Source organism: Spirillospora sp. NBC_01491, assembly GCF_036227065.1.
Classification (GTDB): domain Bacteria; phylum Actinomycetota; class Actinomycetes; order Streptosporangiales; family Streptosporangiaceae; genus Spirillospora; species Spirillospora xylanilytica.
Window position 1 is genome coordinate 1,956,440 of the sequence record NZ_CP109432.1, and the last position, 26,992, is coordinate 1,983,431.

16 protein-coding genes are annotated in these 26,992 nt (G+C 73.9%); 7 read left to right on the plus strand and 9 right to left on the minus strand.

The genetic code is table 11. The features are described 5' to 3' along the window. Window positions 1-57 precede the first annotated feature (57 nt). Window positions 58-1,080, minus strand: a complete 1,023-nt coding sequence (locus OHA34_RS09475; RefSeq protein WP_285940716.1) for a serine/threonine-protein kinase — start codon at window positions 1,078-1,080, stop codon at window positions 58-60. A gap of 221 nt (window positions 1,081-1,301) precedes the next feature. Continuing rightward, on the minus strand, window positions 1,302-3,353 hold the full coding sequence (locus OHA34_RS09480) for an N-6 DNA methylase (protein WP_329521376.1): 2,052 nt from the start codon (window positions 3,351-3,353) through the stop codon (window positions 1,302-1,304). Window positions 3,354-3,699: 346 nt separating this feature from the next. Here OHA34_RS09480 and OHA34_RS09485 point away from each other — a divergent pair, with 346 nt between their 5' ends. From OHA34_RS09485 to OHA34_RS09505, 5 genes are read left to right on the plus strand one after another with little or no spacing between them, the layout of a single operon-like run. Then, window positions 3,700-6,378: a HelD family protein gene (locus OHA34_RS09485; RefSeq protein WP_329521377.1), complete on the plus strand. Its 2,679-nt coding sequence runs from the start codon at window positions 3,700-3,702 to the stop codon at window positions 6,376-6,378. A 52-nt stretch (window positions 6,379-6,430) separates the two neighbouring features. Continuing rightward, entirely contained in the window at window positions 6,431-7,954 is a 1,524-nt protein-coding gene (locus tag OHA34_RS09490) for a TIGR02677 family protein (RefSeq protein WP_285940719.1), read from the plus strand. Further along, complete coding sequence (locus OHA34_RS09495) at window positions 7,951-9,081, plus strand: TIGR02678 family protein (RefSeq protein ID WP_329521378.1); 1,131 nt, start codon at window positions 7,951-7,953, stop codon at window positions 9,079-9,081. Before OHA34_RS09490 ends, OHA34_RS09495 begins: the two co-directional genes overlap by 4 nt. Continuing rightward, the gene (locus OHA34_RS09500) at window positions 9,078-13,268 is read left to right on the plus strand and encodes a TIGR02680 family protein (protein ID WP_329521379.1); all 4,191 of its coding nucleotides are present in this window, start codon (window positions 9,078-9,080) and stop codon (window positions 13,266-13,268) included. Before OHA34_RS09495 ends, OHA34_RS09500 begins: the two co-directional genes overlap by 4 nt. A gap of 8 nt (window positions 13,269-13,276) precedes the next feature. After that, window positions 13,277-14,530, plus strand: a complete 1,254-nt coding sequence (locus OHA34_RS09505) for a TIGR02679 family protein (RefSeq protein ID WP_329521380.1) — start codon at window positions 13,277-13,279, stop codon at window positions 14,528-14,530. A 186-nt stretch (window positions 14,531-14,716) separates the two neighbouring features. Here the strand turns inward: OHA34_RS09505 and OHA34_RS09510 are convergent, their stop codons facing one another. Then, on the minus strand, window positions 14,717-14,923 hold the full coding sequence (locus OHA34_RS09510) for a hypothetical protein (protein ID WP_285940727.1): 207 nt from the start codon (window positions 14,921-14,923) through the stop codon (window positions 14,717-14,719). Between the two features lie 213 nt (window positions 14,924-15,136). Here OHA34_RS09510 and OHA34_RS09515 point away from each other — a divergent pair, with 213 nt between their 5' ends. Continuing rightward, entirely contained in the window at window positions 15,137-16,252 is a 1,116-nt protein-coding gene (locus OHA34_RS09515) for a hypothetical protein (protein WP_329521381.1), read from the plus strand. On the opposite strand, the gene OHA34_RS09520 is transcribed toward OHA34_RS09515, so the two are convergent. From OHA34_RS09520 to OHA34_RS09545, 6 genes are all read right to left on the minus strand, one after another. Then, window positions 16,245-18,368 (minus strand): tetratricopeptide repeat protein, encoded by a 2,124-nt coding sequence (locus OHA34_RS09520; protein WP_329521382.1) that lies wholly within the window; start codon window positions 18,366-18,368, stop codon window positions 16,245-16,247. The genes OHA34_RS09515 and OHA34_RS09520 overlap by 8 nt on opposite strands. Before the next feature lie 111 nt (window positions 18,369-18,479). Continuing rightward, the gene (locus tag OHA34_RS09525; protein WP_329521383.1) at window positions 18,480-19,766 is read right to left on the minus strand and encodes a cytochrome P450; all 1,287 of its coding nucleotides are present in this window, start codon (window positions 19,764-19,766) and stop codon (window positions 18,480-18,482) included. After that, entirely contained in the window at window positions 19,763-20,365 is a 603-nt protein-coding gene (locus OHA34_RS09530; RefSeq protein WP_329521384.1) for a GTP-binding protein, read from the minus strand. The genes OHA34_RS09525 and OHA34_RS09530 overlap by 4 nt, the downstream gene beginning before the upstream one ends. After that, entirely contained in the window at window positions 20,343-20,639 is a 297-nt protein-coding gene (locus tag OHA34_RS09535; protein ID WP_329521385.1) for a DUF742 domain-containing protein, read from the minus strand. The genes OHA34_RS09530 and OHA34_RS09535 overlap by 23 nt, the downstream gene beginning before the upstream one ends. 392 nt (window positions 20,640-21,031) lie before the next feature. Continuing rightward, entirely contained in the window at window positions 21,032-21,430 is a 399-nt protein-coding gene (locus OHA34_RS09540; protein ID WP_285940733.1) for a roadblock/LC7 domain-containing protein, read from the minus strand. After that, window positions 21,427-22,971 carry a sensor histidine kinase gene (locus OHA34_RS09545; RefSeq protein ID WP_329521386.1) on the minus strand — a complete coding sequence of 515 codons (1,545 nt, stop codon included), beginning with the start codon at window positions 22,969-22,971 and terminating at the stop codon, window positions 21,427-21,429. The genes OHA34_RS09540 and OHA34_RS09545 overlap by 4 nt, the downstream gene beginning before the upstream one ends. Before the next feature lie 742 nt (window positions 22,972-23,713). Here OHA34_RS09545 and OHA34_RS09550 point away from each other — a divergent pair. Further along, complete coding sequence (locus OHA34_RS09550; protein ID WP_329521387.1) at window positions 23,714-26,980, plus strand: BTAD domain-containing putative transcriptional regulator; 3,267 nt, start codon at window positions 23,714-23,716, stop codon at window positions 26,978-26,980. The last annotated feature ends 12 nt before the right edge of the window (window positions 26,981-26,992 follow it).

Below are 26,992 nucleotides of genomic sequence, written 5' to 3' on the forward strand. Positions count from 1 at the left end.
TCTCAGCGGGTCGGGTGGGACGGCGGTGCAGGTGGACGGCGGCGCGGCGTCACGGCGTCAGAGCCGGCCGCCCGGCGCGTAGGCGTGGGCGAGCCGGTCGGCGAGCATCGAGACTGCCGGGCGCGGGGCCTGGCGCTCGCCCTGCCCCTGCCGCGCCCGCCGCCGGGGCGGATCGATGTCGCTGGGCGGGTCGGACGGCTGCTCGACATAGGTGAGCTCGGTGAAGTGCACGCGGGCGTCGCGCAGGCCCAGACCCGCGCCGGCAAGCACCTGCCGGAACTCCCCGGACGCCTCGGCGGGGGTCGGCCGCAGCGCCGGGTCGTGGGCGAGCATCGCACCGATGACCGGTTCCAGGGCGAAGGGCACTCCACTCAGGTCGGGCACCTCGTCCGGGTCCCTGATCGCCATGATCATCGCAGCCTGGTGCGGCCGGTCGTAGGGCAGGTGCCCGGTCAGTGCCTGGACCAGGGTCGCGCCCAGCGAGTACACGTCCGCCGCGGGCGGCAGGTCCTTGGGCGAGAGGACGTGCTCGGGTGCCATGAACGCCAGCGTGCCGAGGAACGCGCCGGTCTTGGTGAGCTGCTGGTCGGTCCCGGTCAGGTCGACCAGGCCGAAGTCGATGACCTTGGGGCCGTCCGGTCCGAGCAGGATGTTGCCGGGCTTGAGGTCGCGGTGCAGCAGCCCGGCCCGGTGGATCGCGCCGAGCGCCTCGGCCAGCAGATCGCCCAGCACCGCGCCCATCTCGGCCGTGAGGGGTTTGCGGGTGGCGAGGTAGTCCTTCAGCGTCAGGCCGCGCACGTACTCCATCGCCAGCCAGGGCCGCTCGGCGCCCGGCCCGGCGGCGGCCACCAGCGACGCGACGCGCGGCCCCTGCACCATGCCCATCGCGAGGACCTCGCGATCGAACCGCTCGCGGATCTCGGGGTCACCGGCGAGCTGCTTGCGGATCACTTTGATGGCGACGTGCCGTCCGTCCGGGGTCACCCCGAAATAGACCTTCCCCATGCCGCCCTCGCCGAGCGTGCCGTGCAGCTCGATGCCACCGATGTCGCGCGGATCGGAAGGCTGGAGAGAATCCATCGACACCTGCCTGACAACCGTGGTCTTGTCACTGATCACTTGACCGGAGGGCCAGGATATGGCGTTGCGGAACGGCACGAACCGGCTACCGGACGATCGCCCGGACCACATCGCGCGGGGGTGCCCGGCGGACCTCGTGGCCGGAGCCCCCCGCCCACGCCCGGCAGGTGGCGTCCGCGCAGGTCGGGGCCTTGCAGCGGGTGCGGGCGCGGCGGTCGTCGTCATGGTGCCGCGGGCTTGCCGTCGTCAGGGATTCGGTTGGCCGTATCAGGACACAGGCTCGCGTCAACCAGGCCGTCGCCGAGGAGTCTGGCCAGATCGGCGCCCAATTCCGAGGCGCGGCGCAGTTTTGTTTCGAACTCGTCAAGACGCCTGTAGGCATCGCCGTAACGCCGTTGCTCCTCGACGGGCGGCATGGGGATCTCGGCGCGCCGGACGTCCACCCGGTAGCTCATCGAGACCATCGAGTAATGGCGGAGATTGAGCGACCCGCGCAGGACCCCGGCCAGGAAGTGCGCGTCGAGCCGCGCGGGATCGGGGCGCAGGAGGAACACGTGCCGTCCAAGCAGCGCACCGCCCTCGGGCACGACCCTCGCGGTGGGCGCCCTGATGATCCCCGGCACGACCACGTCGCCCTGCTGGACGACCACGGCGTCGGCCCCGGTCTCCACCCGCGCGGTCACGTCGGGCCATCGCCCCTTGACGACGTCCTCGGCCGTGAGCACGGGCACCAGTCCCTCTTCGGCGCCCGGCGGCACCGCGGACGCCTGGTGAACGCTGACCAGGCCCATGCGCACGAGCTCGGAGACGGGAACCAGCGGCGCGTCCGGGCCGTCCGGCCCCCCTCGCCCCCCTCGCCCCTCCCGGACCTCCGGGAGCAGGGCGGGCAGGCTCTCCAGAAGCCCCAGCGTCTCGGCCCGGCGTTCGGCGACCCGCTCGATCGCGGGCGCCGCGGCCTGCCGGGTCAGGTGGCGGGACGGGGTGAGGTCGACCTCCTCGTCGAGCAGGTCGATGATGCGGACCGCGCGGCTGCGGCCGGGATCGTCGAGGTCGGCCTCGGGATCGGCGGCGAAACGGCGCCAGCCCTCGAGCGCCTGCGCGGCGTAGTCGCCCGACGTCTCGACCATGAGGACCTGGCTCGGCGGCCGTTCGCGGGGATCGGGGCGGCGCATGACCCACAGGTTGAGCGGCACCGCCATGTTGGGCACGGCCCCCAGCGGCAGCATGATGACGGCGCGGAGCGCCCCGCGCCGCAGTAGCTGGGCGCGGATCCTGCGGCCGGCGCGGCGGTTGGCGGCGGCGGGCGGCATGAGCAGGATCGCCTGCGCGCCGGGCCGGCAGTGCGCCAGGGCGTGCTGGACCCAGGCCAGCTCCGATTCGGTCCGCGGCGGGAGCCCGTACTCCCAGCGGGGGTCGGCGGTGAGCTCGTCGTAACCCCAGTTGCGGTCGTTGAACGGCGGGGTCGTGACGACCAGGTCGGCCTCGACGCCCGCGAAGGCGTCGCGGCGCAGCGGGTCGCCCGCGCGGACCGCCGCGTCCGGAGTGCGGAGCGCGAGGCGGATGGCGGTCAGCCGGGCGACCGCCTCGTCGGCGTCCTGGCCGAGCAGCCGCCCGGCATCGTGCTCGATCGCGCCGAGCAGGAGGCCGCCCGACCCGCAGGCGGGGTCGAGCACCGTCCCGTGCCCGCTCCCCGCCAGGTCCATGACCAGCCGGACGACCTCGGGCGGCGTGTCGTACATGCGCCGCTTGTGCAGGTCGAGGTAGCGCTCGCGGAGGAACTCGAAGCACGCGCGGGCACCCCGTCCGGCCGCGAGCCCCGCCAGCCCCCGGATCACCGGGACGTGCCGCGTGGGCAGGACCGGGGGGAACACCTGCTCGCCGGGCAGCCCCTCGACCGCGGCGCGGACCGCGCCGGGCAGGTCGGCCGCGACCCCTTCGTCGGACCGCTCGGCGAGCGCGTCCCAGTGCGCGTGGTCGCGGCACAGGTAGAGCAGGAACGCACCGGCGAACGCCAGCATGTCGGCGAGCTCCACCTCATCGGCGATCTTGCGCAGCTCGTGCCAGAGCTGCTCATCGGCCGTCGACTCGTCGGTCTTGCCCTGCGCGCGCAGCCAGTCCTGGACCTCGGCGAGCGAGAACGACGGGCTGGCCGCGGTGCCGCCGACGGGCTGCGGGAAGTCGTCGTGGCGCTTGCGCCAGTTGCTGACCGCGGCCCTGCCGACGCCGGCGAGCCTGGCGATGTCGGCCGCGGTCACCGTCGCGTCCTGTGCCACTCGGGACTCCCACCTCATGCGCCCCCGGACGGCAGCGCGAGATCATCACGCTACACCGAACCCCCTCGACCTACATCGACAGGGTTGATTCGATTCACATGAGACTATGATCCTCTTGGTCGATTGAGTTCACATCCTCAATGTGGTTTGGTGTGAACACTAGGGAACGGTGCGCTCCCAGCCATCCCCCTGAACGAGATGAGAGCGCGACCATGAATCTCGACCAACCGCCCGGAACGTCCCCGCCCCCTCCCCGGCTTCCCCACCCCGGGCACTGGCCGCGACCCCTGCGTTCAGGAACGGAGACCACAGCCACCGACCGGTTGGGGCATGCCAAGGAGGCAACGTGACCGAACGTAAAGCCGCGATCGCCGAGGAACAGCGCGCCGTCGACCATGCCTACACCTGCTACGAGCGTAAGTTCCAGAACAACAGGGACGCATTCCGAAGCACGCGCAGAGAGTTGACCGACGCACATGCCGGTACCGCCTTCATCACCGACGTCGCCCCTGAGATCCGCTTCGAGAGCGACCTCGGCGGCGAAGCCCTCGTCATCGCACGGGTCGACGACATGGAGGACGGCAAGCCGAAGACGTGGTATATCGGGCGCCGCCCCGTCCGCGACGAGGACCACGACGCCTTCGTCATCGACTGGCAGACGCCGCAGGCCATCGACTGGATGCTGCGAAGGCCCGATGATCCCGGCAAGATGACGCTGCGTCGTCTGCTGCGTTGTGAGGCCGACCGGGTCCGGGACTTCCGGGACGAGATCCGGATCGTCGCCGCCCCGTCCGCGCAGAGGGCGTTCACGGCCAGCGCCCTGGCGGCGGGCGAACCCCTGCCGCCCGAGCCCGACACCGCGCCCGGCCCGCCATCGATCGAGGGCCTCAAGGATTTTCTCTTGGAGGACCTTGAACGGGCCCGAGACGGGCGAATGCGCGACATCGTCGAGACCATCCAGCGGGATCAACTTCTGCTCGTCTCCGACGACCGCAAGGGGGTCCTGATCGTCCAGGGCGGTCCCGGTACCGGGAAGACGGCAGTGGGGCTGCACCGAATCTCCTGGCTTCTCTTCAACGAGCGTTTCAAGACCGGTGACGTTCTGGTCGTCGGCCCGCACCGCAGGTTCCTCGACTACGTCCGCGGGGTCCTCCCGCGCCTGGGCACTCGCGACGTGACGGCGGTGGAACTCGACCGTCTCTGGGACGCCCCGCGCGGAGTCGATCCGCTGCCGGCCCGGCTGGTCAAGTCCGACGCGCGGATGGCGGAAGTGCTGCGTCGTGCCGTGGACGCCCTGCCCCATCACCGCATGAACACCAAATTGCGCGCCGGCGCCTTCGAGTTCAACTTCGAGGGGGGCAGGTCATCGGTGCCGAGGGCCGTCCTCGAGCAACTCGCGCAAGGTGATGACGGCTCCTCGCGCGCCACGGTCCCGTACGCGACCCGTCGCCGCGGATTCGCCGCCCGCCTGGTCGATCACCTCGTGCACGCGAACACCGGTGAAAGGCCGCGCCGCCCTGGCGAGGACGTGCGCAGCCGCATCGCCCGGGACCCCCGGGTGGTCGGGCTCGTGAAGACCATCTGGCCCGATGTCACCGCCGAGCACGTCCTGCGCGGCCTGCTCGGTGACCCGGAGATCCTGCGCGCGGCCACCGACGGACTGCTCTCGGAGGAGGAGCGGGCAGCGATCGCGCGAACACGCGCCTCCCGCATGTCGGCCGAGCCGTGGTCGCCCGAAGACCGGGTCTGCCTGGAGGAACTGCGCGTCCTGATCGGCGGCGACTCCCCTCCGCGTTACCGCCACATCGTGGTGGACGAGGCCCAGGACCTGTCCCCGATGCAGGCTCGGTCGCTTGCCCGGCGTTGCCCGAGCGGTTCCATGACCGTCCTCGGCGACCTCACCCAGGCGACCGGCGGTCACCCGTATCACGACTGGTCCGCCCTGGCCTCGGCCCTCGCAGGCGACGACGGCTGGCATCTCGAGGAGCTGACCACCGGGTATCGCGTCCCGAGCGAGGTCATGGAGTTCGCCGAACCGCTGGCGCGCTCGATCCCCGCCCGGACCAAGTCCCCCACGTCGATCAGGCCGCGCGGCGCCGAAGCGGTCACCCTCCTGCCGGTCCGGCCCGCGAACCTGGTCACGGAGGCTGCCGAACGGGTCCGCACCCTCACCTCGGCGACCGCGGATGAGGAGAGACGCTCGGTCGCGGTGATCGTCCCGGCCGACCGGCACGCCGACACGGCCGCGGCCCTCACAACCGTCCCGGATGACGGCCGGGTCAGCGTCATCACCGCCGCGGAGGCCAAGGGACTGGAATTCGATCATGTTGTGCTCGTGGAGCCCGCGGCGATCGCCGGCCTGGCGCCCGCCGGTCCCAGCCTGCTCTACGTGGCTTTGACCCGATGCACCCGGTCGCTGACCGTCGTGCACTCGGCGCCGATTCCCCGAGTGCTTCTCCCTGTATCCGACATCTCACCGGAAGGCGAGTGCGTGACCACCTCAGAGTCCGATCAATCGACTGCGGAACCAGAACTCGACGACGGTGGAGCGGGCTTCGCTGCGTTCGTTGGAGAGCTGGAGGCCAGCGTGCGCGCGGAACGACGGTGTAGCGTGCATGAACGTGTGCGCCATGCTCTTATCTCCGAGCTCTACGGTGCCCGCCTGCTCCCCGTGGTGGACTCCCCCACTGCCGATGTGATCTGCGACGGCCCGGACGGCAGAGTCCTCTATGAGGTGCTCGGTGAGGGCGGCGACCGGTACCGGCGGATGCGCGACGCCGTGCTGAGAATCCACGAGGTCCAGCACGCCGAGGGAGAACCCGCCGACCACCGGTTCCTCGTCCTCCCCTGTGAGCCGGCCGAGTCATGGGCTCCCGGCGTCCTCCGGGAGGCCTTCGGCCTGCCGGTCCTGTGGCGCACCGAGAGCGGCTGGGACGGGCAGGACCTCTCCCTGGCCCTCGGCCGATCCGAGGACGACCGAGGCGAGAACGGGAAGGGCGACGGAGGCCGGAACGCCGCCGGCTGAGGACATGGCGGCGGTAGGAGGCGATGGCGCCGCGCAGAAGGGCAGGAGGGTTTTGGTCGAAGGTGTTCTGGGCGAGCCGGGGGAACTGGAGCGGCTGACCGCCTACACGTATCTGACGGTGCCCGACAGGGCGACTCATCTGGCGGTCATGCGGGCGTTCACCTCGACGCTGCTGGCCGATCTGTCCGCGCACGATGTGGCCGAGCGGGCCGGTGGCGGTCTGACGGTCGAGACGGTCGCGGCGAAGCTGGAGCAGCTGCGGCACTGGGGCAACCTGATCCCGAGCTCGCGGCCGGTGAGGGCCGGCAGCATCCGGGAGTACCACCGGGTTCGGTCGCGCTACCAGCTGTCCACGCTCGGCGAGCGGGTGCAGCGGCAGGCCGACGCGATCCTCGCGGAGGCGGACGCGGCGCGCGAGGTGAGCCGGGAGTTGCTGGCGCTGGTGGCGCGGGGGCTCCACGACCTCGACGAGCAGAGCGCGGACCTCGGTGGGATCGAGCCGCGGGCGGCGCTGGAGCGGATCTCCACGCTGTTCGCCCAGTTCGGCCAGTTCGCCGACTCGGTGCGCGACTTCTACGCCTACCTCGGCCAGGTGATCTTCCGATACGACCTGGACACCGCGGAGTTCACCGGCTTCAAGGAACTGCTGCTCGACTACGCCGAGACGATCACCGACGACGTGGCGCACTGCGCGCCGCAGATCAAGGCGAGCATCGGCGGCCTGTGGCCGCGGCTGCCGGACCTGCTCGCCGACATCGACGCCGCCGACCCGGGGCTGAGCGCGCTGGCGCGGGCCGACGTCCAGGTCCAGCGCAGCCGGGGCCGCGACCTGGACGACTGGGCCGGGCTGCGGGCCTGGTTCTTCGACGAGGACGGCCAGGGCAGCCAGGTGGACCAGCTCAGGGACGCCACACTGCGTGCCCTCCAGGCCCTGCTCGCCAACGCCAAGCGCATGATCGCGTCCTCCACGGGCGGGCTGTCCCGGCGGCGCGACCTGCTCCGGCTGGCCCGCTGGTTCGACGAGGTGGACGACACGACCGCGCACGACCTGTTCACCGCCGCGTTCGGTCTCTACGGCGCCCGGCATCTGGGGCTCGCACCGGACGCCGAGCAGGAGGTGCCCGCGACGTCGAGCTGGTCGGACGGGCCCGCCATCGCGGTACCGATCGCCTTGCGGAACCGCGGCACCCGGGCCGCGAAAGGCCGCACGTCCGGCCCCGAGGACTATGCCGCGCAGCGCGACAGGCTGCGGCGCGAGGCCGAGGAGGAGACACGGAGGCAGCATGCGGCGGCTGCGGAACTACGCGCCGCGGGGCCCGGCCTGGCGGGCGTCCGGCTGTCGGCGGCTGCCACCCGGCTGCTGCTGGACCTGCTGGCCCGGTCCCTGGCCGGAGCGCCGCCGCGGTTCGAGGAGGCGGAGGCGGCCGACGACGATCTCGACCTCCGGCTGCGCCTGGTGAGGACGTCCGGAGAAGGCGGCGTGATCCACGGAGCCGACGGCGACCTCGCCCTCGACGGCCTGGTGCTGCGGATCGGCGCCCTGGCCGGCGCGTCCACCGTGGAGGAGACGGGATGAGCGGCGATCTCTCCGCCGAGCTCGCGGCCGAACGCCGCGCCGCCGCACGGCTGCTGATGCGGCACCCGCTGGTCACCGTGGAGACGCATCCGGAGGACTTCCCGCTGATCCGCCGGCACGCCGACGAGCTCGCCCGGCAGTTCGGGCAGCTTCTCGGCTATCGGTTGGTCGTCGAGCCGGGCTTCGCCCGGCTGTTCAAGGCCGGCCTCGGAACGGGCGGCGGCAGGCGGCTGGAGCGCGCCTCGGGGGCGCCCTTCACCCCCCGCACCTACGCCTACCTCGCACTCGTCCTGTCGGTGCTGGTGACGGCCCCCGAACAGCTGCTGCTCTCCGAGCTGGTGACCCGTACCCGCGCGGCGGCGGCCGAGGCAGGGATCGATCCCGGCGACCCTGGCCGGGCCGTGGAGCGCCGGGCCCTGGTCGCCGCGCTCAAACAGCTGACGGAATGGCGGGTGCTGGCCGAGGACGAGGGGTCCGTCGAGTCCTACTCCGGCGACGGCGACGCCGAGGCGCTGCTGACGGTGGACCGCGAGATCGCGCGGCGGCTGGTCAGCGGGCCGATCGGCCGGGCCGGCTCCCCCGCCGAGCTGATCGCGCTGGCCGCCGCCCCCGACCACTCCGGGCCCCGGCACGCGGTCCGGCGCCGGCTGGTCGAGACCCCGGTCGTCTACGTCGCCGACCTGACCGAGGACGAGCGCGACTGGCTGCGCCGCAACCAGCGCCGCGAGCAGCGGATCTTCGAGGACGCGCTGGGGCTGGACGCCGAGATCCGCGCCGAGGGCGTCGCGCTGATCGACCCCGAAGGCGAGCTGAGCGACATCGAATTCCCCGGTACCGGGACCGTCCCCTGGGCGGCGCTCCTGCTCTTGGAGCGCCTCGTCGCCGAACTCGCCCCGCAGGGCGGCGGAGCCGCCGTCCCCGACGGGCTGATCGACTCCGTACTGGCAGAGCTCACCGAGCGGCACCACAAGTCCTGGGCCGCCCAGTACACCGGCGCACCCGAGCTGCTGCGCGCGGCGGTCGTCGATCTCCTGCACCGCATGTGCCTGCTCAGCCCCGATCCCGATGACGGCTGGAGGCTGCTCGCCGCCGCCGCGCGCTACGCCCCGGAGGTGACGACCGGATGATCCCGCTGCCCATGCATCCACACCGGTTCCGGCTCAGCCGAGCAGGAATCCACCAGGTGTGGCAGTACGACGAGGAGTTCCTGTTCGGAGGAGGGCGGCTGCTGCTGCGCGGCAAGAACGGCGCCGGCAAGTCGAAGGCCTTGGAGATGCTGCTGCCATTCCTCTTGGACGGTGACACCCGCAGGCTGGACGCGGCCGGGGGCGGGAAGACCACGCTGAAGTGGCTGATGCTCGACGGCTGGACGGCCGGCACCAACCGGCTCGGATACCTGTGGGTGGAGTTCGCCCGTCCGGCCGACGGCGGGCCGGGCGGCGCGGCGGTCGAGCGGCTGACCCTGGTGGCGGCGGTCAAGGCGTCCACGTCCACCGGGGAGGCGAAGGCGACATACTTCGTCACCCCGCTCACCGTGGGCGACGGCGAGGGCGAGCTTCCGCTCGGCGACCCCGCCCGGCGGCCCGCCCTGTCCGGGCTGCGGGAGCTGATCGGCCAGGAGAACTGCTACGAGCGCGCCGCCGACTACCGTTCCAGAGTCGCTCGCGAGCTCTTCGGCCTGACCGACATGCCGCGCTACCGGAACCTGGTGCATCTGCTGTACGGGCTGCGGCGGCCGACGATCGGCGACCGGATCGAGTCGGGCGAGCTGGTCAAGGTGCTCAGCGACGCCCTGCCGCCGCTGGACGACGAGATCATCGACAAGGTCGCCCGCAACCTGGACGATCTCGACACCGTCCGGGACGAACTGGCGCGGCTGGAGCGGACCGATGCCGCGCTCACCACCTTCCTCGCCGCCTACCGGGGATACCTGCGCGGAGTGCTGCGCGGCCGGGTCGGGCTGGTCGGCGAGGGCCTGGCCGAACTCAAGGACCGCCGGCGGCGGGCCGGCGACGCCGAGCGGGCGCTGGCGGGACTCAAGGCCGAGGCGGAGGAGGCCGCCGCGAAGGTCACCGCGGTCGAGGAGGCACGGGACGCCGCCGACGCCGACCTGCGGGCGCTGCGTGAGGGCCCGGCCTACGGCGCCTTGAAGGACCTGCGCGACAAGCGCGCCACCGTCCAGGCGATGCGCGACACCGTGAACGTCGCATGGAGCGCGGCCGGGCTGGCGCGCCAGGGCGAGGCGACGGCGGCGGCACGGCTGGGCACCGAAGCGGAGGAGATCGGGCGCGACCTGACGGACCTGCGCGGCTCACTCCGAGACGCCCGCGGCGACGCCCGTTCCTGCGGGCTCGACGAGGCGCTGCTCGGCGAGCCGCCCGTCGCGCGGGCCGTCCCCCTCGCGGCCGGGGGCACCGAGACGGTCACCGGCCCCGACGGCCAGGACAGGGAGGTCGTCCGGCCCGCGCCGCGGGCCCTGGACGAGGCGGCCGGAGCCGTCCTGACGACCTGGCGGGCACGGCTCGGCGAAGCGGATCAGGTGGTCAAGGCGCGGCGGCGCGCCACCGACGCGCTCACCGGAAAGCTGAGAGAAGTCGAAGCGGCGGAGAACAAGGCCGGATACTTCCGGCAGGAGGCCGAACAGCTCGACGGTCAACTGGCGAAGGCACAGGAGCGGCAGAGCCAGCAGGGCACCGCACTGGCCACGGCCTCCGGCGATTACGCCGCACGCGTGCGCGACTGGGCGGAACGGCTACCCGAACCCGATCCATTGCTGACGGCCGTCGCCCTGCCCGATGGAGGCGACGACGAGCTCCCGCTCTCCGAGCGCGTCCTCGGCCGGGACGTCCCCGACATCCTCTCCCGCCTCGCGCACGAGAGCACCGGTCCCGTACTCGACGCCTTCGACGGCGAACGCGACGAAGCGCTCGCCCGCGAACGCACGCTGGACGCCGCCCTCGCGCAGGCTGAGAAAGACCGGCGGCACTGGGAAGAGCAGGCAGACCCGGAGCCGCCCCGCTCGGCCTACTCGACGGCCGGGCGGCACTCCGGCACAGGCGCCCCGCTCTTCCTCCTGCTGGACTTCGCCGAGTCGGTCGACGGCTCCAGCCGGGCGGGCCTGGAGGCGGCCCTTGAAGCCGCCGGGCTGCTGGGCGCATGGGTGAGCGCCGACGGCACGGTGCTGACCGGAGACACCCAGGACGTCGTGCTCCACACCGGAGACATCCCGCTCCCGGGCCCGACGCTGGCCGATGTGCTCCAGCCCGTCCCCGGCCATGGTGTGAGCCACGAGACCCTGGATCGGCTGCTACACCGCATCGGGCTGGGTGACGAACCACAGGCGCACAGCTGGATCGCGGGCGACGGCCGGTGGAGACTCGGCGTGGCCCACGGGGCGTACCGCAAGGACCGTCCCGAGTACATCGGCGCGGCCGTGCGCGCCGCCACCCGCCGCCACCGCATCGCCGAGCTGACGGCCCGCATCGACGAACTGGCCCACGCTCTCGAAGGCGCCCGCGCCGCCCGCGCCGACATCGAGCACAGCCGCGACCGGCTCCGGCTGGCCCTGCGCGAGGCACCGTCGGCACGGCCCCTGACCGAGGCGTGGGCGGCGCACGACCAGGCCGCCGAGGCCGTGGCCAGGCTGACCGCGGAGCTGACGGACGCCCGGCGCGCCGCCGAGCAGGCCCGCACGGCGGCAGTGAAGCTGCGCGCCCGCGCCCAGGCCCAGGCCACCGCCGACTCCCTCCCGGACGGGCTGGAGGACCTCGCCCGGCTCCGCGCCGACCTGGACGGGCTGCGCGCCCGCGTCGAGACCATCGGCCGCGACGCCGGCCGCGTCCTCGCCCGGCTGAGCACGCACGCGGGGACGGCCCGGTCCTGGGAGCGGTCGCACACCGACCGCACCGCCGCCGAGACCGCCTACCGGACCGTGCACGCCACCCTGAACCAGGCGCACCGCGAGCTGAAGCGCCTTGAGGAGACGGTCGGCGCAACCGAACGGCAGATCATGGAGGGCGAACGCGACGCGCAACGCCGATTCGACGAGGCGCGGCAGGAGCTGCCCAGGTTGTCGGCACGGGCCGAGGAGCGCCGGACGCGGCAGATCCGGGCCGAGTTCGAGCGCGAGGGCGCCGTCACCGCGCTCGGCGAGCAGGAGCGGATCGTGGTCTCCGGCGGCGGCCAGCTGCGCCGCCCCCTCGGCCTCCCCGGGCTCGCCCTCGCCGCCGCGCTCGGCGACCTCGAACCGTCCCTGCTCGCCTACGACTCGGCGCAGGACGGCGATGTCCGCACCCGCATCACCGCGCTGCGCTCCCTCGCCGACGATGTCGGCGCGCGCCTCGGAGCGGCCTCGTCCGACATCAGCGGTTCGGTGATCCTGCGCCGGGGAGAGGAACTCCGCGACGGCCTGGCCGGCGGCTATGACGCCGGAATCGAGGAGATCGACGGAGTGAAGAGGTTCGCGCTCCACGACGACACCGGCGCCCACGACGCCGCGGTCGTGGGCGAGCGGATCCGCGCGGCCCTCACCGAGGCGCGGCTGCGGCTGTCCGACCGCGAGCAGGAGGTCTTCGAGCGCTACCTGCTGGGCGAGCTGGGCGATCACCTGTCCCGGCAGGTGCTGGCCGCGCACGGCCTGGTCACCGCGATGAACGACACGCTCGACCAGGTCCGTTCGTCCCACGGCATCGGCGCGCGGCTGCACTGGGACCTCGCCGATGGCGGCGACGCCGACGTCAAGGCCGCCGTGACACTGCTGCGCCGTCCCTCCGCGCTGCGCACCCGCGACCAGTCCGAGGAGTTGCGCGACGCGCTGCGCCGGCGGATCGAGGAGGCCCGGCTGGCCGATCCGTCCGCCGGGTACGCCGTTCACCTGCGTACCGCACTCGACTACCGGGCGTGGTTCGCGTTCAAGGTGAAGGTGACCGACGCCGCCCGCCCCGACCGTGAGCGGGTGCTCAGCCATCGCACCGCGCTCAGCCAGGGCGAGCAGCGCGTCGTGTCGTACCTGGTGCTGTTCGCGACCGCCGCGGCGCACTTCTCCTCGCTCGGCGACTCGGCCCCGGCGGCGCCGCGCCTGATCCTGCTCGACGACGCGTTCGCCAAGGTCGACGAGCCGACCCACGGGCGCCTGCTCGGGTTGCTGGTGGAACTCGACCTCGACTTCGTCATCACCAGCGAACGCCTGTGGGGCTGCTTCCCGACCGTCCCCAGCCTGCACATCTACGAATGCCTGCGCGACCCCCACGCACGCGGGGTGGCAACGGTGCATTTCACCTGGGACGGTCAGCGCAAACGCCTGGTCAGCGTGTGACCGGCGGGTTGAGACCGCAGACCCGCGCCTGGCTCGGCCAACCGGCGCTGGAGCGGTTCTGGCGGGGGGTGCACGAACGCCTCGAACGCAACGGCATGCAGGCTAAGGGCCGGTTGTCACTGAAGGACGTCAGCGACCAGGAGCGGGACGCGGTCGCGCTGCTGATGGGCCGTCCCTACACGGGTCCGGCCCTCAGCATCGCCCTCGCCGAACTCGACGGGCAGTTGCGTTCGAGCGCGGCCGAACGAGGGCTGATCGAGGTCGTCGTCGAGCTGCGCGGTCCGCTGACCGACCGTCCCGCGCTCAGGGACAAGCGCCGCGCGGCCTCGGAGACGGTCTGGGGCTCCGCGCGGCGCGCACTTCACGAGCGCGGGCTGGACGGGCTCGGCTGGGTGGTCACCTGGCTCGACGACGTCAGGCGAGGCGGCGCCTTGGCGCGGCTCGATCCCGACCAGGGCGCCCGGCTCATCGTCCAGGCGGTCGAGGCACTGGCCGGCGTCCGCCCGGTCCGTGAGCCCGCGGTCACGGGGCGCGGCGAGCTCGCCGAACGGATCACCGGTACCGCGCACGGCCTCGATGACGGAACCCTGCTCGCGCGGATCGTCCTGCGCGGACTGGCCTGTGCCCACGATGCCGAGCCGCCTCGGGACGCATGGGCGCGGCGCGCCCTCTGGGAGGCCGCCGGGGTGACGGCCGACCAGGTGTCGAGCACCGTGCTGACGTACGGGCTGATGCCGATGGGCGAGGACCGGACCGCCCGTCACCTCCGTGAACGGTCGCTGGACGGCGCTGAGACGCACCTGACCCTCCGGGATCTGCGCGATGCGTCCTGGCGGCTGCCGGAGGGGCTGGAGGTGTACATCTGCGAGAACCCGCGGATCGTCGAGGTGGCCGCCGGGCTGCGCTGCCCGCGTCCACTGGTGTGCGCGTCCGGGAACCCGACGACGGTGGTGCTGACCCTGCTGGACGGTCTGGTGTCGGCCGGGGCCCGGCTCGCGTACCGGGGGGACTTCGACTGGCCGGGGATCGCGATGGCCAACCGGATGATCGGACGGTACGGCGCGCGGCCCTGGAGACTGGGCGCCGCCGACTACGAGGAGCAGGTTGCCGCGGCCCGCTCCCGCGGCACACCGCTCCAACCGCTCGCCGGAACCCCGGTGGCGGCCGGCTGGGACCCTGAGCTCACCCCCACCATGCAAGCGCTCAATGCGGGGGTGCAGGAGGAGTCCGCACTGGAACTCCTCATCGACGACCTCCGGTGAACGAGCGTTCAGGGTGCGGCTGTGGAGAGGCTGGGGCGGTGCGTGGATTGTGTCAGTATGTCGCGGATGGACGGACGGGGTCTCGGGGTGGGCGAGTGGTTGCGGGTTCCCGTGGGGGCCGGGGCCGAGGTCTGGTCCACCGGGAGCGGGCGCACGACCGTGCTCGCCGTCGCGCACACGGTGACCTCACTGGTTCGGGTGCTCGACGTCCTGACGGTCCTGGCCGACGACTTCCGGGTCCAGGTGGTGTTCACGGCCATTCCCGGATCCGCGTTCAGCGATGGGGTCGGCGCGTTCCTCGACGATCTGGGGGCACGGGTCGTGCCCTGGGAGCAGGCCGTGCGGGAGCGGTTCGACCTGGCCGTCAGCGCCGGCCACAGCGGAGAACTGCATAGAATCAATGCCCCGCTAATCGTCATGCCGCATGGAATTGGATACAATAAGTACCTAAAAACGAAAAACGAAAAACGAAAAACGGTTTACGGGCTTGCGGCCGAGCAGTTGATGCATGCGGGACGGGTCGTTCCAGCGGCCGTCGTGCTTTCTCATGGGGAGCAGCTGAGGCGGCTCGAGGTGTCGTGTGCCGCTGCCGTGCCTGTCGCGGTCGTGGCCGGAGATCTGTGCCTCGACCGGATGACGGCCGGGCTGCCGTGGCGTGAGCGCTATCGGGAGCGGCTGGGGTTGCGGGACGGGCAGCGGCTGGTCGTGGCGTCGTCCACCTGGGGGCCGGGGTCGCTGCTCGGGCGGCGGCCCGAACTGCTCGGAAGGCTGCTCGGCGAGCTGCCTGTGGACGAGTACCGGGTCGCGGCGGTCGTGCATCCGAATGTGTGGCACGGGCACGGCGCCTGGCAGTTGCGGGCCTGGCTCGCCGACTGCCGGAAGGCGGGACTGCTACTGATCCCTCCGAGGGAGGGATGGCGGGCCGCGGTCGTCGCGGCCGACTGCGTGCTCGGCGACCACGGGTCGGTCACGTTGTACGGCGCCGCGGTCGGCCGGCCGGTCGCGCTGGCCGCCTTTGACGCCGACGACGTCGACCCCGAGACGGCGATGGGCGCGCTGGCCCGTTCGGTACCGCACATCGACGCGGACGCGCCGCTGCGTCCTCAGGTGGAGGACGCCATCGGGCGGCACGACGCGGCGCGGTGCGCGGAGATCGCGGAGATGGCGGTCGCCGAGCGGGGCGGGGCAGCGTCCATCCTGCGGCGGCTGATGTACGAGCTGATGGGTCTGCCCGAGCCCGCCTCCGCCGCACGGGCCGCCCCGGTGCCGCCCGCCGTGCCGGAGCCGCCGGAGTGGGGACACGGCCGGCCTGCGCTGCTGGCGGTCTGCGAGGTCATCGGGGCGGACGTGCGCGTCGTGCGGTTCGCGGGGAAGGCTCGGCCTTCGCGTCCCGCTCACCTGGTCGTCGACGACTCGGAGGTCGATGAGCGGCTGCGGGAGCTCGCCGACATCATCGTCCGCCGCCCCGAGGCGCCCGGTCCCCTGGCCTGGGTGAGCGGAGAGCGGGTGTTCGCGGCCCTCCCCGCCTGCCGGATGGTCGCCGACGTGGCGGACGGACGGTGCCTCGTCCTTCCCCGCGGCGGCGGACTCCTCAGGGTCGAAGGGGCCTGGCCTGATCCCGCCGTGTTCGCCTCAGCGGTGCTCGCCTGCCTGGACCGCGGGCGGGACATGCCCCGGCGGGTTCTGATCGGACGGACCGCCGTACCCGTGACGGTCACCTGAGGCGCAGACCGTCCGCACGGGGGCTGCCCAGCCGGTCGTACGCGGCGATCGCCTGTTCCAGGTACGGCCCGGAGGGCGACGCCTCGGCGAGCTCCTCGAGGATCTGGGCTTCCTGGTAGAGGCGGCCCTCGGCGCGCATGATGTCCAGTGCCAGGAGGAGCGACTCCAGCCCCTCCTGTTCGTGGTGGCCCCTGAGCAGCGCCCGCCCCCGGGTCAGGGCGACGCGGGCCAGGTTGTAGCGGTCGGGGCGGGGGCTGAGGCCGCCGAAGATCGCGGCGGCCTCGTCGCAGGCCTCGATGGCGGCGCCGATGTCGCCGAGACCGAGGGCGGTGCGGGCCAGGTGGTGCAGGTTGATCGCCACGCCGCGCCACCGGCCGTGGCGCTCCTCCAGGCCGCGCGCCTTTACGAAGTATGGTCGTGCCTCGGCGAAATCCCGCGCGTCGAGGTACGAGCGGCCGAGGAACTCGTGGGCCGTCGCCTCGTTCAGGGGATCCCCCGTGGCGCGGGCCGCCGCCAGCGCCTGCTGGAGAACCTCGCGCGCCTCGGGGAAACGGCCGGTCTCGAAGCAGCCGCGGCCGAGTTGGGTGCCCAGCCGGAACACCCAGCGGGGGTCGCCGGTCTCGCGCGCCGACTCCAGCCCCTTGCGCAGGACCGGGAGCAGCGTCCCGTAGGGACGCGCCGACAGTTGCAGGGCCCACTGCGCCTCGCACAACTGCACGACCAGGTCGTGCCTGCCCCGGTCGGCCGCCGCGTAGACGGTGGCGCAGATGTTGCGGTGCTCGATCTCCAACCAGCGCAGCGCGCGTTTCTCGGCGGTCTCCCGCTCGGAACCGAACGGCGAGACGACCCCGCGGAACTCCTCATACAGGGCACCGAACGTCGGCCGGTAGGGGTTGACGGCCAGATCGGCGGCCACCGTGGCCGTCAGGTACCACTCGGCGACGCGGAGGACGGCCGCCTCGCGCTCGGCGCTGTCCTGCGCCATCCGGTGGGCGTGGCGGCGGACGCGGTCGTGGAAGGAGTAGCGGCCGCCCTCCTCGTCGAGGAGGTTCCAGTCGATCAGCTCCTCCAGGACGTCGGCGGTCTCGTCCTCGCCGACGCCCAGCAGGGCCGCCGCGGCGGGCAGCACGAACGTGACGGGCGCGGTCGGCGCCGCGGTGCCCAGCCGGTCGTCGGCGGCCGGATGCAGGCCGAGCAGCGCGTAGGCGCGCCGGACACGATCCGGCAGCGCCGCGTAGGTGCCGTCGCTCACGGCCTCGACCTCCCACTCGCCAGGCCCACCCGGAGCCCGCATTCTGCGGACGGCCGCGGAGATCTCCCGCCCCTGGCGGAGCCTGAGCCATCCCCCGGCGTGGCGGAGCGCCTGCGGCCAGCCGCCGCACAGGTTCAGGAGCTCGCCGGCCGCGACGGGCTCGGCGGCGACACGTCCGGGCCCGGCGAGCCGGGTGAGCAGCGCGCGGCTCGCGTCCTCGCCGAGCGGGCGGAGCGTGATCCGCTCGGCGCCGTACCGGGACGCGACGTCCGACAGGTCTCGGTCGGTGGTGACCAGGACCATCGCCTCGTTCGACGGGGGAAGCGCGTACTCGATCTGGCCCGGGACCTCCACATTGGCGAGGACGACGAGCATCTTGCGGCCGGTGGTGCCGCTCCGCCACAGGGCGTGCAGGTCGGGCGAGGCCCGGACGTCGTCCTCGGGGACGCCGAGCTGCCCCAGGAGGGAGGCCAGCAGGTCGGCGGGGCCGGTGACGTCCCGTCCGCCCGGCCCGGCGAAGTCGATGAAGAACCGGCCGTCGGGAAAGCGGTCGGCCCGGTCGTGGGCCCACCGTTTGGCCGCGGCCCGGCGGCCGGAGCCGGGCAGCCCGGTCAGCAGCGCCATCGCCGGCCGTCCGGGCTCGCGCTCCGTCCCGGCCAGCTCGTCCAGCAGTTCGAAGACTCGCTCGCGGTTCTCGAAGTCGGACTCGGCGGCGGGCAGCGCGTGCAGCTGAGGGCGGCGGTCGAGCGCACCGCCGTAGACGTTGACGATCTTGTCGATGTCGCGGGCCTGGATGAGGTTCTGCGCCGAACCGGCGCCGACCTCGTTGAACGGACCACCCTCGGCGGCGGCGGATGCGCTCATGTGTCTCCGACCCTCTGCATGTTCTACGGTTCCGCGTGGCAGCAGTCTGCCACCGGGCGGGCTGGCGGTTCAGGGCTTCTCGGGAGTCCGGCCGGGCCGTTCGGGGACGGGTTATGGGCGGCCGAAGGTTTGGGGCGGGGTGGGGGTGGCGGCGGGGGCGCGGCGGGGTGGGCGTGAGGGGACGGGCGGCGCGGGTTCAGGGAGGGTCGTTTCGAAGGCCACGGGGAGGCGCACCGGGAGGCGCGTCCAGGGGGACGGTTCGAAGGCGACGTCCGCCGGGTCGATGGTGAGGCGCAGGTTGCGCAGCGCGTGCAGGGCCGTCGCGACGGCGGTGCGGGCGATGATGCGGGCCGGGTCACGGGCCGGGCAGGCGTGCGGGCCGGCGCTCCAGGCGAGGTGGGCGCGGTTGCCGCGCTGCCAGAAGGTGGTGCCGGCGTGCGCGCGGGAGTCGTGCGCGACGGCGGCCAGGCCGAGGATCAGCGCGTCGCCCCGGCGGACCGTCCGGCCGCCGAGCTCGGTGTCGCGCAGCGCGTACCGGGCCGGCATGTTGCTCAGCGGGGGCGCGATGGACAGCACCTCGTCGAGCGCGTCATCGATGCCGAGCCGCCCGCCGCGGACGCGTCCGGCGAAGCGGGGGTCGGTGAGCATCAGGCGGAGCGTCTGCGCGATCCAGCTGATCGTGGCGTGGTTCCCGGCGGAGGCGAGGACGAAGATGGACTGGAGCACCTCGGCGTCGGTGTGCAGGTCGCGGTGGGCGAGCAGGACGCCGGTCAGGTCGTCGGACGGGTCGTCGCGGCATGACCGGATGCGTTCGCGCAGGAGGGCCTCGAAGCGGCGGTTGCCGTCCTGCGCGTCCGCGCCGGAGCCGAAGAGGGCGCGCATGGCGTCCAGCAGCTCGCGGCTCCGCGCGGGGTCCAGGCCGATCAGGTCGCCGATGGTGAGCAGCGGGACGGCCGCGGCGTACTCGGCCACCAGGTCGGCGGCGCCCCGTCCGGCGAACGCGGCGATCAGGTCGGCGCACAGCGCCTCGACCGTGCGGCGGAGCCGGCGGTGGTCGATGGAGGCGACCGCGTCCTCCAGCGGACGGCGCAGCCGGCGGTGCGCGTCGCCGTCGTAGCCGGTGACGCTGTCGCGGAAGGACATCATCGGGCCGAGGGGCGAGTCGGGCGGGACGGTCCCGTCCTGGACCGCCCGCCAGTCGCGGGCGTCGCGGGAGAACAGCCCGGGCGTGCCCGTGAGCGTCTTCAGCTCCTCGTACCCCATGACGAGCCACGCCCGCACGCCCGGTTCCAGCTCGACGGGCGCGACGGGGCCGTGGTCGTGCCAGAGGCGCTCGAACACCGGCGCGGTGTCGGGGCAGGTGGTCGTGGCCGACAGCGGCAGCGGCGACGCGGTCACGGGGCGTCCTGCCCGCCGCGGGCGGTGAGGGCGTGGCCGGCGAGGGCGGCCAGGGTGTCGATCACCGAGCCGCGGTCCAGGGCGTTGCAGTCCACGACGGGCGTCTGCGGGAGGAGGTCGAGCGCCTCGCGGAGCCGGCCGGGGGTGTACGCGGGCGTGTCCGGGAAGTGGTTGACCGCGACGGCGAACGGCGCGGACACGTGCAGCTCGAGCTGGTCGAGCACCTCGAACCCGCCCGCCAGGCGGCGCGAGTCGACCAGCACCAGCACCCCCACCGCGCCCTCGGCCAGCCCCGCCCACATGCTCCAGAACCGCCGCTGGCCGGGCGTGCCGAACAGGTAGAGGGCCAGCCCCTGGTTGAGCGTGATGCGGCCGAAGTCCATCGCGACCGTGGTCGTCGTCTTGCCCGCCAGGTGCTCCAGGTCGTCGGCGCCGGTGAGGGGCTCCTCGGTGCGCAGCGGCGCGATCTCGCTGGCCGACCCGATGAACGTGGTCTTGCCGACCCCGAAGTCGCCCACCACCAGGATCTTCGCCGTCCGGGCCACGCCCTCCGGCAGGTACGGGACCCGGCCGCCCTCACTTGAGGTCCCGGAGGCCATCGAGCACCTCCCTCAGCAGATCCAGCCCGGGTTCGTCGAAGCTGCCCGCGTGCGCGCGCAGATGACCGGACTTGACCAGGTCGCCCACCAGGATCCGCAGCACCCCGACCGGAAGCTTCAGATGCGCGGCGGCCTCGGCCACCGACAGCACGCCTCCGGCGCACAACCGCAGCAGCCCGCGCAACTGCGGCGTCGCCCCCAGCGGCAGCGGCATGGACGTCGGAACGACCTTCAGCAGCGTGTCGACCCCGACCCGCGCGTCCGCCGGCCCCACCCGCCCACCGGTGAGGACGTACGGGCGCAGCGGAGTGTCGCGGTACTCAAGTTCCCTCGTCGCAGGCTCCTCAGTCCAGACGACACCGCGCCCCTCCGGCTCGCACCGTGCTCCCCGCTCACCTCCAGGACGCCCAATGGCGCCGCCTTCCCTCGTCGCAGGCTCCTCAGTCCAGACGACACCGCGCCCCTCCGGCTCGCACCGTGCCCCCCGCTCACCTCCAGGACGCCCAATGGCGCCGCCTTCCCTCGTCGCAGGCTCCTCAGTCCAGACGACACCGCGCCCCTCCGGCTCGCACCGTGCCCCCCGCTCACCTCCAGGACGCCCAATGGCGCCGCCTTCCCTCGTCGCAGGCTCCTCAGTCCAGGCGACGCCGCGTCCCTCCGGCTCGCTCACGGCATACCGGGGCGGCGGGCGGGGGTGGCCAGGGTCCCCTCGCCGAGTTTGAGGACCATGGCCTGCATCTCCTGGGCGATGAGCGCGGCGTTGATCACGGGGCCGGTGATGACGGCCAGGCAGGAGCGGGCGGCGGCGCCGCGGACGAACAGGTAGCCGCCCTCGTGGCCGACCATGAGCTGGTAGAGGACCTTGTCGCCCGAGCCGAACTCCCCCGCCTGGTCGCGGGCCAGCGACAGCAGGCCGCTACAGCGGGCCGCGAGGCGGTCGGCCTCCTCCTGGCCGGTGCGCTCCGAACGGGCCTTCAGGAGACCGTCCACCGAGCACACGACGGCGTGCCGCACGCCCTGCACGCGGGCCAGCCTTCCGACCACCCAGTCCTGATCAGCCGTCACGGCAGTCTCTCCTGTCGGTTCGAGTCGTCCTGGTCGGGGAATGAGCGCCAGCGGCCGTCGGCGTCGTCCGCCGGGGGGCGCGGGGCGGGTGCGGTGGTGCCCTCCAGGAGGGCGCCCATGAGGGCGCCCGCCTCTTCGGGTGTCTCGGGCGGCGGGGCGACTCCGGGCGGGGCGGACGGTTCGGCGGCGGCCCCGGTGTCACGGTTGCGGCGGGAGACGCGTTGCGGCAGCCCGTCCACCTCGCCCGCGGCCGGGACGGGCACGGGGCCCCTCTCGGGAGTGGGCGCCGGAGGTCCGGCGGAGGACGTGGCGGTGGAGCCCGGCGTCTCGACGGCCGTCACCGACTCCTCGGGGACGAGGACGATCACCTGGAGGCCGCCGTACGGGGACTCGTCCAGGGTGACCTTGAAGCCGTGCCGGAGGACGTAGCGGGCGACCACCGGGAGCCCGAGCCGCGGTACCTCGCCCATGTCGGCCAGGCCGACCTCGCGGGTGCCGTTCAGCAGTTCGCGGGCCTGGGAGAGCCGGGGCTCCTCCAGCCCGGCGCCGTGGTCGTCGATCCGGAACACCGCGCCCTGCCCGGAGGCCGCGACCCGGACCTGGACGGTGGTGGCCGTCGGCGAGGACTCGGTGGCGTTGGCCAGCAGCTCGGCCAGCAAGTGGATCACCGACTCCAGCGCGACCGGGACGATGCCGACGTCGGGGTCGCCCTCCACACCGACCCGCTGGTAGTCCTCGATGCGGGCCTGCGCGGCCTGCACCACCTCGGCCAGCCGCATCGGGGTGTCCCACTGCTGGCCCTCCCAGGTCCCGCAGGCGACCGCGAGCCCCTGGGCGAGGCGCGCGGCCTGGGCGGCGAGGTGGTCGACGACCTGGCAGCCGCCGTACACCTCGGGCAGGTCGCGGTGCCGTTCGGCGGTGGTCGCGGCCTCGGCCTGGACGCGGTGCATCGCCGACTGGACGCGGCGGGACAGCGCGACCAGGGTGAGCCGCTGCGACTCCATCTCGTCCTGGTGGCCGTGCCGGACTCGGGCGGCGTCGTCGAGCGCGGTGTCGCGCAGCCCCTCCAGCCGGGCGTCCAGGGCGTCCTCGCCGGCGGGCGCGGCGCCCGGGGGCGGCGGCACCGGGCGGCCGGCCAGCGCGGCGGGGAGCTGGGCGTTGACCAGGTGCTCGACCATCGCGGTCGCGGCGGCGCAGCGGGCGGACAGGTCGGCGGAGTGCGCCTGCCACGCCTGCTCGCGTTCGACCTCCCGGTGGTGGCGGTCGCGGAGGTCGGCCGCCTGCCGGTCGAGCCGCCAGTGGCAGCGCGCGATGGCCGCCAGTTTCGCGCGGTGCCGGACGTGCAGCAGCACGGTGGCGGCCAGCACGGCGAGCGCGGCGGCGTCCGCCGCGAAGGCCAGCGCCCACGCCCCCGGCCCCATGTCGCGGGGCAGCAGCGGCGCGGCGATGACGAATCCCGCGACGCAGGCGGCGAGCGGCGGTGTCGCCAGCCGCAGTGCCCGCCCGCCGGGCGAGGGCGTCGGGGACGCGGAAGGAGTCATGGCCGCTCTCGTGGGCTCGGGGGGCGCCGCGCGCCGGTCGGGGAGTTCACGGCTCGGACGCGTCTCAGCGCGGCGGTGCCGGACGCGGCCGATCCCGGTGCGGGGGCGGGACCGTCCGGCGGGGGCGCCGCCCCGTGTTGGGAACGTTCCCTGTTCTCGTCACCGACCTCGTCTGGACGGCCCCGATGTCACCGGGTGTCGTGTGCACCAACTGGCCCAGGCTTTCTCATCGCTGCCGACGGTCCGAACCCGGCAAGCAAACCGTGGGCCATGGCGCGCGTCAAGAGGTTGATCACCATTTGAAACAGATGAAGTGAATGCCACCGAACACGCGATCGAATTGGCCGACTGCGGAACGTGTCCGAGACCGGCCGGTACCCCTGTCCTCCCCAGCGGAGGCGGCGGTTCGCGGGCCCCCGAGCAGCGCCGCGACGGGGCGTCCGGGGGGCCGCCGAGAAAGGTCGCGCTTCCCATGGCAATTTCGCTCGGCCGAAATATGGGGATGCGGCTCGGGCACCTCCGGACACTCACTTGAACACGAACTTTATGGCCGAAAATGGTGAGGTCAGAACGGTGCCGGACGGCGCGGTGCGCGCGGCGGCGGGCGGGCGGTGCCGCCGAGTGCGTCGCGGATCTTCGCGGGCGCCGTCGATCCGGCACCCGGGCGCCGTCCGCGGGCACCGCCCGGGTGCCGCCGACCGGGGTGGCACGGAACATGCGGCGATAGGCCACAATCAGGGCTATGCAGTTCGGCATCCTCGGGCCGGTGGAGGCGCGCGGCGACGACGGGACGTCGATCGCCGTGGGCGGTCCTCGCGTGCGCGCGCTACTGGCGCTGCTGCTCCTGGACGCGGGCCGGACGGTCACGGCGGAGCGGCTGATCGACGGGCTGTACGGGGACGATCCGCCGAGCGGCGCCGCCAACGCCCTCCAGTCCCAGGTGTCGCGGCTGCGGCGCGGGCTGGGGCACGCCGGCGTCGTCGAGGGCCGCCCGGCCGGGTACCGGCTCAACGTCGACCCGGGCGACGTGGACGTCCACCGGTTCGAACGGCTCGCGCGGGCGGGGCGCCGGGCGCTGACCGGCGCGGACACCGCGGCGGACGGCCCGGGAGGCGCCGTCGCGGGCGTCCGGGACGCTGCGCGCGCGGCGGATCTGCTGCGCGAGGCGCTCGGGTTGTGGCGCGGGCCCGCGCTGGCCGATCTGGCCGACGTCCCGTTCGCCGGGGCCCAGGCGGCCCGGCTGGAGGAACTGCGCGTCGCGGCGGCCGAGGACCGCGCGGAGGCCGGGCTGGCGCTCGGCGAGCACGGGCCGCTGGTGCCGGGGCTGCGCGACCTGGTCGCGGCGCACCCGCTGCGCGAGCGGGCGCGGGCGCTGCTGATGCGCGCGCTGTACGGGGACGGGCGGCAGGCCGAGGCCCTCTCGGTGTACGAGGACGCGAGGCGGACCCTCGCCGACGAGCTCGGCGCCGACCCCTCGTCCGAGCTCGCCGGCGTGCACCTGGCCGTCCTGCGCGGCGCGCCCTCCGCCCCGGAGGCCGGGACCGGGGCGCGGGCCGCCGGGTCTCCCCCGCCGCCCGCACGTCCGCTCGGCGTGCCCGCGCAGCTCACCAGCTTCGTCGGGCGCGAGGACGAGCTGCGGCGGGTCGGGCGGATGCTCGCCGAGGGTCGCCTGGTCACACTGCTCGGGCCGGGCGGGGCGGGCAAGACCCGGCTGGCGATCGAGGCGGCCGGGCGCGAGGACGGGGAGGTCTGCTTCGTCGACCTGGCCCCGCTCGGCGCCTCGTCGGAGGTGCCGAAGGCGCTGCTGGGCGCGCTCGGGCTGCGCGAGAGCGGGATGCTGCCGAACCCGGCCGAGCCGCCGGGCCCGTCCGCCGAGGCGCGGGACGAGCGCCCGCGCGATACCGCCGAGCGGCTGGCCAGCGCGCTCGCGGGGCGGCGGATGCTGCTGGTCCTCGACAACTGCGAGCACGTCGTGGAGGCGGTCGCGCGGCTCACGCACCGGCTGCTCGGCGCGTGCCCGGAGCTGCGTGTGCTGGCCACCAGCCGGGAGGCGCTCGCGATCACCGGTGAGGCGCTGCGCCCGCTGCCGCCGCTGGCGCTCCCGCCCGAGGGCGCCGCCCCGGACGAGGCGTCCGCCTACCCGGCGGTCCGGCTGTTCGCCGACCGGGCCGCGGCCGTGCGGCCCGGTTTCGCGGTGGACGAGGTCACCCTGGCGGCGGTCCTCCAGATCTGCGCCGCGCTCGACGGGCTGCCGCTGGCCATCGAGCTCGCGGCGGCGCGGCTGCGGTCGCTGCCGGTGACGGAGGTCGCGGCGCGCCTGGACGACCGGTTCCGGCTGCTGTCGCGCGGCAACCGCACCGCGGCGCCGCGCCACCAGACGCTGCGCGCGGTGGTCGAGTGGAGCTGGGGGCTGCTCGGCGAGGACGAGCAGACGCTCGCGCGGCGGCTGACGGTGTTCGCGGGCGGGCTGACCCGCGAGTCGGCCGAGGGGGTCTGCGGGCTGCCGCCGTACGACACCGACGAGCTGCTGGCCGGGCTGGTCGACAAGTCGCTGGTGCAGACCGACGGCGTCCGCTACCGGATGCTCGACACCGTCCGAGCGTTCTGCGCCGAGCAGTTGGCCGAGGCGGGCGAGACCGAGCGGCTGGAACGGGCGCACGCCGCGTACTTCCTCGACCTCGCCCGCCGCGCCGACCCGGAGCTGCGCGGGGCGGCGCAGCTCGAGTGGCTGGAGCGGCTCGCGGCCGAGCACGCCAACCTGCACATGGCGCTGCGCCGCTCGGTGCACACCCATCCGGTGTTCGCCCTGCATCTGGTCGCCGCGCTCACCTGGTACTGGTGGCTGCGCGGACGGATCGAGGGCGCGCCGCTGGCGATCACGCTGCTGGACCGCGTCGGCCTCGACCCGCCGGAGGGGCTGGAGGAGGAGTACATCCTGTGCGTCACCAACGCGCTGTCGAGCGGGTTCACCGGGGCGCGGTCGACGGCCTGGCTCGACCGGGCCACCACGCTGCTGGAGGGCATCGACCGGACGCTGCGATACCCGTCCACGCTGGTGCTGTGGGCGCTCACCGCCGGTCCGCCCCGGACCGACCCCACCACGCTGCACGAACGGCATATCGGGGCGGACCCCTGGTCGCAGGCGCTCATCGCGATGAGCGAGGGGTTCATGCAGCAGTACGCCGGTGACGTCGACGGCGCGGAGGCGGCGTGCGCGACGGCGCTGGCGAGGTTCCGGGCGACCGGCGACCGCTGGGGCATGGCCAACACGCTCGACTCCCTCGCCCAGATCCGCGACTGGCGGGGCGACCGGGAGCGGTCCCTGGAGCTGCTGGACGAGGCGCTCCGCCTGACCGGGGAGCTCGGCGCACTGGAGGACACCGCCGACCTGCTGTGCCGCCGCGGCGAGGTGTACGTCCACAGCGGCGACCTCGCGGCGGCGGAGGCCGACTACGAGCAGGCGATCGTGAACGCGCGGCAGGCCGGCACGCCCGACAAGGTGGGCGCGGGCCGCTGCGGGCTCGGCAACGTCGCGCGCCACCGCGGCGACCTCGCCGGGGCCTGCGCGCTGTACGAGTCCGCGCTGACCGGCTTCGCGTCCAAGCGTTTCATCGCGGCGGCGGTGCGGCTGTCGGCCCAGGTCGGGCTCGGCTGGACCGCGGCGGCCGAGGGGGACGCGGCGCGGGCGCGGGCGATGCACCGGGCCGCGCTGAAGCTCACGTTCGACCACCCGGTCTTCATGTACCGCGCGGCCACGGCCGTCGGCATGGCGGGCGTCGCGCTGCTGGAGGGCGACGGCGAACGGGCCGCACTGCTGATCGGCGCGTCCACCGCGATGCACGGCATCCAGGTGCCCGGTGACCCCGACGCCGTGCGGGTCGCCGCCGCGGCCCGCGCCCTCATCGGCGACGGCCCCTTCGAGGCGGCCCGGAGCCGCGGCGCGGCGCTCCCGGCGGAGGACGCGTTCGCTCTGGTCATCGACGAATCCTCGCCCCGCACGACGGCCTGACCGGCCGCCGGC